8 protein-coding genes are annotated in these 8,630 nt (G+C 58.7%); 6 read left to right on the top strand and 2 right to left on the bottom strand.

The genetic code is table 11. The features are described from left to right. Nucleotides 1–434 precede the first annotated feature (434 nt). From ssuE to ACZRMH_RS25470, 6 genes are all read left to right on the top strand, one after another. Nucleotides 435–1,028, top strand: coding sequence for an NADPH-dependent FMN reductase (gene ssuE / locus ACZRMH_RS25495; protein ID WP_464015780.1), 594 nt, complete (start codon nt 435–437; stop codon nt 1,026–1,028). 190 nt (nt 1,029–1,218) lie between these two features. Beyond that, entirely contained in the window at nt 1,219–2,184 is a 966-nt protein-coding gene (locus tag ACZRMH_RS25490; RefSeq protein WP_464015779.1) for a sulfonate ABC transporter substrate-binding protein, read from the top strand. Nucleotides 2,185–2,214: 30 nt separating this feature from the next. Further along, nucleotides 2,215–3,363, top strand: coding sequence for an FMNH2-dependent alkanesulfonate monooxygenase (gene ssuD, locus ACZRMH_RS25485; RefSeq protein ID WP_464015778.1), 1,149 nt, complete (start codon nt 2,215–2,217; stop codon nt 3,361–3,363). A gap of 7 nt (nt 3,364–3,370) precedes the next feature. Further along, complete coding sequence (ssuC, locus tag ACZRMH_RS25480) at nt 3,371–4,177, top strand: aliphatic sulfonate ABC transporter permease SsuC (protein ID WP_464015777.1); 807 nt, start codon at nt 3,371–3,373, stop codon at nt 4,175–4,177. After that, on the top strand, nt 4,174–4,980 hold the full coding sequence (gene ssuB, locus ACZRMH_RS25475; RefSeq protein ID WP_464015776.1) for an aliphatic sulfonates ABC transporter ATP-binding protein: 807 nt from the start codon (nt 4,174–4,176) through the stop codon (nt 4,978–4,980). Before ssuC ends, ssuB begins: the two co-directional genes overlap by 4 nt. 35 nt (nt 4,981–5,015) lie before the next feature. Beyond that, entirely contained in the window at nt 5,016–5,231 is a 216-nt protein-coding gene (locus ACZRMH_RS25470; protein ID WP_003444581.1) for a TOBE domain-containing protein, read from the top strand. An 85-nt stretch (nt 5,232–5,316) separates the two neighbouring features. Here ACZRMH_RS25470 and ACZRMH_RS25465 read toward each other — a convergent pair whose 3' ends face one another. Both ACZRMH_RS25465 and betT read right to left on the bottom strand, forming a co-directional pair. After that, on the bottom strand, nt 5,317–5,574 hold the full coding sequence (locus ACZRMH_RS25465) for a hypothetical protein (protein ID WP_464015775.1): 258 nt from the start codon (nt 5,572–5,574) through the stop codon (nt 5,317–5,319). Nucleotides 5,575–6,054: 480 nt separating this feature from the next. Continuing rightward, nucleotides 6,055–8,058: a choline transporter BetT gene (betT, locus tag ACZRMH_RS25460; RefSeq protein WP_464015774.1), complete on the bottom strand. Its 2,004-nt coding sequence runs from the start codon at nt 8,056–8,058 to the stop codon at nt 6,055–6,057. Between the last annotated feature and the right edge of the window lie 572 nt (nt 8,059–8,630).

Here is an 8,630-nt window from a genome sequence, read left to right as displayed (position 1 = left end):
CGGCTTCCTCGAATAGGCCTAATACATAGATGCAACGGGGCGGCAGTTTTTTAAAAGCAGGTAGACAGTGGGGGCGAGTCCATACATAGCAGCTGCCGAAGGAACGAGGCTGCGTTCGAGTGCGCAGCACTCGCAAAACCAGAACCCGAGGTTTAATTGAAAGATCGAGTCTTCAGGTTTTACGACGGCTGCGCCGCCGAACGCAGCCTCGTTCCTTCGGCAGCTGCTACAGGTATTGCGTGTGTTACTCAGGGTTTAAGGCCGTTTCGACGGCCTTTTTTTTGCCTTTTATTTAACAAAAAGGCATATGCATTTTAAGAATAAACAAATGAATAAATATGATTTATGGATATATAAATCACCTGTTAAGGTCTGTTCACTCAAGCGAAAACGCTGACAGCGAATTGCACATATTCATTCAAGGAAACGCCTAGATGCTGGTCGTGACACTCGGAGGAAGCCCAAGCCAACGTTCCCGCTCAGGAGTGTTGCTGGACCACGCCAAACGCTGGCTCAACCAGCAAGGCGTTGAAGTGGTGAGTTATCAGGTACGCGACTTTCCGGCCGAAGACTTGCTGCACGCACGCTTCGACAGCCCGAAAATTGTCGACCTGCTGCAACAGATTGAAAACGCCGACGGCCTGGTGATTGCCACCCCGGTGTACAAGGCCTCGTTTAGCGGCGCCCTGAAAACCGTGCTCGACCTGCTACCTGAGCGCGCCCTGAGCCACAAAGTGGTATTGCCCATCGCCACCGGTGGCAGCATCGCCCATATGCTGGCCGTGGACTACGCCCTCAAGCCGGTACTGTCGGCGCTCAAGGCCCAGGAAATGCTGCAGGGCATTTTTGCCGAAGACAGCCAGATTGCTTACGGCGAAGGCAGCGCACAAGCGCAGCTGGTGCCGATACTGGAACAACGCCTGCAAGAATCGCTCGAGCAGTTCTACAGCGCGCTGGCACGCCGCCCCAAACCACTGGACCCAAGCATCCTCAACGAGCGTCTGGTGACGGCTCGCTGGAGTATCTGAAACAACACATTCTTCAACTGTGGGAGCGAGCCTGCTCGCGAAAAGATCGCTGCGGTGTGTCAGAAAAAACACATCGTCTACGTCGCGAGCAGGCTCGCTCCCACAAGTAATGCATCACCCTTCACCTTACTGATCCGCCAACGGCGCAGCAGGTGCTACCCGAATCTCGAACAACAAAAAGGAGAGCGCCATGCGCCCTGTCATTTTGCGTCGAGGTCTGGTCGCACTCTTTGCTGCGGCTGTGACCTTTGGCGTCGTATCACAAGCTCAAGCCGATACCCTGCGCATCGGTTATCAGAAATACGGCACGCTGATGCTGCTCAAGGCCAAGGGTACGCTGGACAAGCGCCTGGCCGAGCAGGGCGTTGACGTGCAATGGACCGAATTTCCCGGCGGCCCGCAACTGCTTGAAGGGCTCAACGTGGGCTCCATCGACTTCGGCGTAACCGGCGAAACCCCGCCCGTGTTCGCCCAGGCCGCAGGCGCCGATCTGCTCTACGTCGCCTACGAGCCACCAGCCCCCACCAGCGAAGCGATCCTGGTCCCCAAGGACTCATCGATCAAATCGGTACAAGACCTCAAAGGTAAAAAAGTCGTTCTCAACAAGGGCTCCAACGTTCACTACTTGCTGGTGCGTGCCCTTGAAGACGCAGGCCTGAAATACACCGATATCCAGACCGTATTCCTGCCACCCGCCGATGCCCGTGCCGCATTCGAGCGTGGCAGTGTCGATGCCTGGGTGATCTGGGACCCGTACCAGGCCGCCGCCGAACAACAGTTGCAAGCACGCACCCTGCGTGACGCCACCGGTATCGCCGACAACCACCAGTTCTATCTGGCCACCAAGCCCTACGCCGAACAGCATCCCAAGGTGATCGAAGCCCTGGTCGATGAAGTGCGCAACATTGGCGAATGGGCCAAGGCCCACCCTGAAGACGTGACCCAACAAGTCGCGCCATTGCTGGGGCTGTCTCCTGAAATCACCCTGACGGCAGTCAAGCGCCAGGGCTACGGCGCACAGTTTTTGACCCCTGAAGTGGTCAACGCACAGCAAAAAATCGCTGACACCTTCCACCAGCTCAAGTTGATCCCCAAGCCACTGGTGATCAAAGACGTGATCTGGACGCCACCGGCCGCTGTGGCCAAAGCCAACTAACGCTTGCTGCCCCATTTAGGAGACCACTCCATGAGCCTCAATATTTTCTGGTTCCTGCCTACCCACGGTGATGGCCATTACCTTGGCACCTCCGAAGGCGCTCGCGCCGTCGACTACGGCTACCTGCAACAAGTGGCACAAGCGGCAGACCGCCTGGGCTTTGGCGGGGTGCTGATCCCCACCGGGCGCTCCTGCGAAGACTCGTGGCTGGTGGCGGCAGCGCTGATCCCCGTGACTCAGCGCCTGAAATTTCTGGTGGCACTGCGCCCAGGCATCGTTTCCCCGACCGTGGCAGCACGTCAGGCCGCAACGCTGGATCGTCTGTCCGGTGGTCGTGCCCTGTTCAATCTGGTGACCGGCGGCGACCCGGAGGAATTGGCCGGTGATGGCCTGTTCCTCAGCCACGAAGAGCGCTATCAGGCCTCGGTGGAATTCACCCGCATCTGGCGCCGTGTACTCGAAGGCGAAACCGTGGACTACGACGGTGAACACATCACCGTCAAAGGCGCGAAATTGCTCTACCCGCCAATCCAGCAACCGCGTCCGCCGCTGTACTTCGGTGGCTCGTCAGAAGCAGCGCAGGACCTGGCGGCCGAGCAAGTGGAAATGGTTCTGACCTGGGGTGAGCCACCGGCTGCCGTAGCAGAAAAAATCGAACAGGTACGCGCCAAGGCCGCCAAACTGGGGCGCACCGTGCGCTTCGGTATTCGCCTGCATGTGATTGTGCGTGAAACCAACGAAGAGGCATGGAAAGCCGCCGACAAGCTGATCTCGCACCTGGACGACGACACCATCGCCCGCGCCCAGGCTTCGCTGTCGCGCTTTGATTCAGTAGGCCAGCAACGCATGGCCGCCCTGCACGGCGGCAGCCGCGACAACCTCGAAGTCAGCCCCAACCTGTGGGCTGGCGTGGGTCTGGTGCGGGGTGGTGCCGGCACGGCGCTGGTCGGTGATGGCCCGACCGTGGCAGCACGGGTTCAGGAATACGCCGATCTGGGTATCGACACCTTTATCTTCTCGGGCTACCCGCATCTGGAAGAGTCCTACCGTGTAGCCGAGCTGCTATTTCCGCACCTGGATATCGAGCGCCCGGAACTGCCAAAAAGCGCCGGTTATGTGAGCCCGTTTGGCGAAATGGTCGCCAATGACATCCTCCCTAAAGCCGCGTCACAGAGCTGAGGTCGCCATGAGTTCAGGCAAGGCCTCGGGCCTCAAAAATATCGGTCACACCCTGGCGCCCTGGGCCTTGCCTGTGTTGCTGCTGGCGGTATGGCAGCTATCGGTATCGGCAGGCTGGTTGTCGACCCGCATCCTGCCCGCCCCCAGCGCCGTGATCGCGGCCGGGATCGAGCTGGTGCGCAGTGGCGAAATCTGGAAACACCTGGCCATCAGCGGCTGGCGTGCCGGGTTGGGCTTTGCCATCGGTGGCAGCATCGGCCTGGCGCTGGGCTTTATCACCGGCCTGTCGAAGTGGGGCGAACGCCTGCTCGACAGCTCGGTGCAAATGATCCGCAACGTGCCGCATCTGGCGCTGATTCCGCTGGTAATCCTGTGGTTTGGCATCGATGAGTCGGCGAAGATTTTTCTGGTGGCGCTCGGCACATTATTCCCGATCTACCTCAACACCTACCACGGCATCCGCAACGTCGACCCGGCGCTGGTGGAGATGGCGCGCAACTACGGCCTGTCCGGTTTCAGCCTGTTCTGGCAAGTGATCTTGCCAGGGGCGCTGCCTTCGATTCTGGTGGGTGTGCGCTTTGCCCTGGGCTTTATGTGGCTGACGTTGATCGTGGCCGAAACCATCTCCGCCAGCTCCGGCATTGGCTACCTGGCGATGAACGCCCGGGAGTTTTTGCAAACCGACGTGGTGGTGCTGGCAATTGTTCTCTACGCCGTGCTCGGCAAACTGGCCGACACCGCAGCCCGGGGGCTGGAGCGCGTGTGGCTGCGCTGGCACCCGGCGTATCAAGTGGTTAAAGGCGGTGCAGCATGACAGCTCAACAACCTCCCCGTTTGCGCCAGGGCATACCGCTGGCCATCAACGGCCTGCAAAAAGCTTTCGGCGAACGCGTGGTCCTGCGCGATATCGACCTGCACATCCCGGCGGGGCAATTTGTCGCCATCGTAGGCCGCAGCGGTTGCGGCAAAAGCACCCTGATGCGCCTGCTGGCCGGTCTCGACCAGCCCACCGCCGGCCAGCTACTGGCCGGGAGTGCGCCGCTGCAAGCAGCCCGGGATGACACCCGACTGATGTTTCAGGAAGCACGTCTTCTACCCTGGAAAAAAGTCATCGACAACGTCGGCCTGGGCCTTAAAGGCGACTGGCGCCCCAAAGCGCTCAAGGCGCTGGAAGAAGTCGGCCTGGCCGAGCGTGCCAATGAATGGCCCGCCGCGCTCTCGGGCGGGCAGAAGCAGCGCGTGGCCCTGGCCCGCGCCCTGATCCACCAACCGCGCCTGCTGCTGCTCGACGAGCCGTTGGGCGCACTGGATGCCCTGACCCGTATCGAGATGCAACAACTGATCGAACGCCTGTGGCGCCAGCATGGTTTCACCGTGTTGCTGGTGACCCACGATGTAAGCGAAGCCGTGGCGATTGCCGACCGAGTGATCCTGATTGAAGAGGGTCATGTCGGGCTCGACCTCACAGTCGATCTGCCACGCCCACGGGTACGCGGCTCGCACCGCCTGGCGGCACTGGAAACCGAAGTTCTGAACCGAGTACTTGCATTACCTGGCTCGCCACCGGAGCCGGAACCTGTTGCACCGCTGCCTACGCAACTGCGCTGGGCGCAATAACCTCACTTTTCTATCCCAAGACAGGAATCGACACCATGACCATTAAAGCCATCAACGTTCGCAACCAGTTCAAAGGCCACATCAAGGAAATCGTGCTGGGCGACGTATTGTCGGAAATCGACGTGCAAACCGCCTCGGGCATCGTGACTTCCGTGATCACCACCCGCTCGGTGAAAGAGCTGGAACTGGTGGTCGGTAGCGAAGTGATCGCCTTCGTAAAATCCACCGAAGTGTCCATCGCCAAGTTGTAAGTCATGACTGATCCACAACCCCGAACGGTGCAAACCCTTCGGGGTTTTTTATGCCTGAAAAACACTCTCACCCCAACGCGCAGGTTCAGGCTTCGCGCAGCGCCAGCACCCCCAACACATCGCAGCCTTGCTGCAACAGCAGCGACGACACTTCACAAACCGCGCTCATATCATGGGGGTCATGGCTGTGGCCGCTCATCAGCGACAAACAGCGCAACAGGTTCTTGGCCGCCTGAAAACGCTGCTCGGCACAGGCCAGCAGGTCGGCAACAGAGGCGCGGGTATCGATTAACAAGACGTTTGAGCCGACAGGGTTGTCGGTTTGAGGCATGTAATGCGTCATGGTTGAAACTCCTATGAATCAAGGAGCCACTCCGATCAGCTTGCACGCAGAAAGAGGGTGGCAGTTATGCGCGGGTGTGCAAGACCAGTCATAGGAACCCGGCAGACCCGAAGATCTCCCGCGCACAACCGCCATAACGCCAGTTGCAGGCGCAGAGCCTACCAAGCGCTATGAAAAGTTGAAATCCTATGATCAGGCTTGCACGCCTGAACGCTGATAATTCAGCGACAGGACGGACTATAGGCAGCCCGTTTGACGCTCGACAATGGGGTCAACAGCGCTAAAGCCCGATCCCACACAAGTGCGCGAAAGGTCTGAAGAAACCGCGGCGCCTGCATCGCGAGCAAGCCCGCTCCCACAGATTCAGGGTGTTCGCATAATATGTGAACATTCACCAAACCTGTGGGAGCGGGCTTGCTCGCGATAGCATCAACCCGGTGACTCAGGCACTCACAGCAGCCTGAATCACCGCCAAACCCATCAGCGCACCAAATGCAAAAACTGCATATGACGTTCGTACTGGTCGAGGATGTCGTTGATGATCTGCTCTTTGGTGTAGCCGGTCAGGTCGTAGTCCTGGCTGCCTTCGGCCAGATGCACTTCCGCACGGTAGTAACGGCGGTTACGCAGTTGCTCCTTTTTGCCAAAGCCACCCCGGGCGAAGGACGGCGTGAAGTAGCCACGCATCTGCACCTGGTAGATAAACGGATGCTCATCGCCATGGCCGATTTCCAGGCTCACATTGTCATTGGCCGGGTCCGGCTGGGTGACAACGTTAAGGCCTTTTTCCCGGAACACGGCACTCACTTCTTCAATCGCCGGGCGCACGGTGGTGTCCATAAAGCGGTACACCTCATCCCGTGACGGGAAGTGCACGGCCTGGCTCAAACGCTGGCGCCAACCGCCACGACCACGACGCGAGTGCGAAACCGGCGCCAGGGAGTGCATCTGCGCAATTTGCTTCTGCGACTCCAGATAGAACGCCTTGTGCAGCCCCCACATCATCAGCAGCAAAATCAGCGAGAACGGTAGTGAAGTCAGCACCACCGCGGACTTGAGCGCATCGATACTGCCCGAGAACAGCAGCGCACTGGTGACCAGCGCAGTCATCGCACCCCAGAACGCCCGTAGCCATTTCGGACCGTCTTCGTCAGCGTTGTTACCGCGCGCCGAGAGGGTGGACAGCACCACAGTGCCGGAGTCGGCCGAGGTGACGAAGAACACAAAACTGATAAACACCGTCACGCCGATGACCGTTTTGCTCCACGGGTAAGTCTCAAGCAGCAGGTACAGAGTGCGCGACGGGTCGTCGATAGCCGACTGGCCAAGGGCAACCATACCGTGGTTAAGCACCTGATCGATGGCACTGTTGCCGAAAATCGACATCCACGCCAGAGTAAAGCCTAGCGGGATCAGCAGCACGCCAAACACGAACTCGCGGATGGTGCGGCCACGGGAAATACGGGCAATAAACAGGCCCACAAACGGCGACCATGCGATCCACCAGGCCCAATAGAACACGGTCCAGCCGCCCAGCCAGTCGCTTGGCTTGTCATAGGCGTATACATCGAAACTCTTGGTCGGCAGCGCGCCTAAATAGTCACCGATGTTCTGCACCAGGGTGTTGAGCAAATGCTGGGTGGGCCCGGCGAACAACACAAACAGCAGCAGCGCACAGGCCAGCAGCATGTTGATGTCGGACATTACGCGCACGCCCTTATCGACACCGGCAATGGCCACCAGAATCGCAGCGCCCATCATCAGCGTGATCAGGCCCACCTGCACCCATTGGGTGTGGGGCATGCCAAACAGGTAATCAAGGCCGGAATTGAGGTGCAACACCCCAAAGCCCATATCTGCGCCCAGGCCAAACACCGTGGCAATAATGCCGAAGCCATCCACGGCATAGCCGATAGGGCCGTTGATGCGTTTGCCGATCAGCGGGTACAGCGCCGAGCGCAGTGCCAGCGGCAGGTTATGGCGATAGGCGAAGTAGGCCAGTGCCATGCCGACAAAGGCAAACACGCCCCAGCCATGCAGGCCCCAGTGCAGGAACAGCAACTGCATACCCTGGCGCGCAGCCTCCTGCGTACCGGCCGGGCCTTGGGGCGGGGCGAGCATATGGGTCAGAGGTTCGGACACACAGAAGAAAAATAGCGTGATGCTGATCCCGGCGGCGAACAACATGCCCGCCCAGGACAGGTAACTGAACTCGGGTTCGTCGTGGTCGGCACCGAGCTTGATCTTGCCGTAGCCGGACAAGGCGGTGACGACCACGAAGATCAGATACAGGGTCATCGCTAGCATGTAGTACCAGCCGACCGTATTGGCCGCCCAGTTTTGTGCGGCCAGCAACCATTCACCGGCGGCTTGTGGCATGGCGATAACCACCAGGCCGAAGATCAGGATAAACGCGGCGGCAAAGTAGAACACCGGCGGGTTCATGCGGATCTGGGACGTCTCGGACGTGATCGGCACACTCATTGGATGTGCACCTTATAGAGGTAAAACGGGATCAAAAAGAGCGGATTCGGCAAGGGTTAGCCTCCTGTTGTGAGCGGGCAGCGGACCACCGGTTTAACTTGAACATCCGTTCAAGTTAAACATGGATGGCCTTTCAGCACTAATCGCGGCCCGCAGCTGCACGTCTGATACGTTAGCTCATGGCAAGGTATGACACATGGCCATGATCAACGTTCAGCCGTTATAGGGTGGGGCTTTCAGGAGGGTTGCTGGGGGTTGAGATATACGAAGATTTTTGACCGAAAAAAAATCGAAAAAGCGTTCCCCCCCAAGGCATGTTGATGAAAAAACAGGGCAAATCCGTTGCCGACCGCCCACTGCCCAGTACAAAAAGTCAATTTGGGCAAGATTAGGCGTGACTTAAATACGTACGTTCAAGAGATCCGGCCTTAAGGCATCGTCGAATCCAAATCGAACTTGATGATTTTTATCTCTCGGCGGTTGCAGGAGCTGAGTGCAACACGGTTATTGAATTGAAGCCGGAGCATCATGCCGCATAGCCAAGGCTTCCTGCATCACCTCTCCCATGACTT

The sequence above is a fragment of the Pseudomonas sp. B414 genome (genome assembly GCF_055408445.1).
This window is presented reverse-complemented; position numbering and strand designations above follow the sequence as displayed.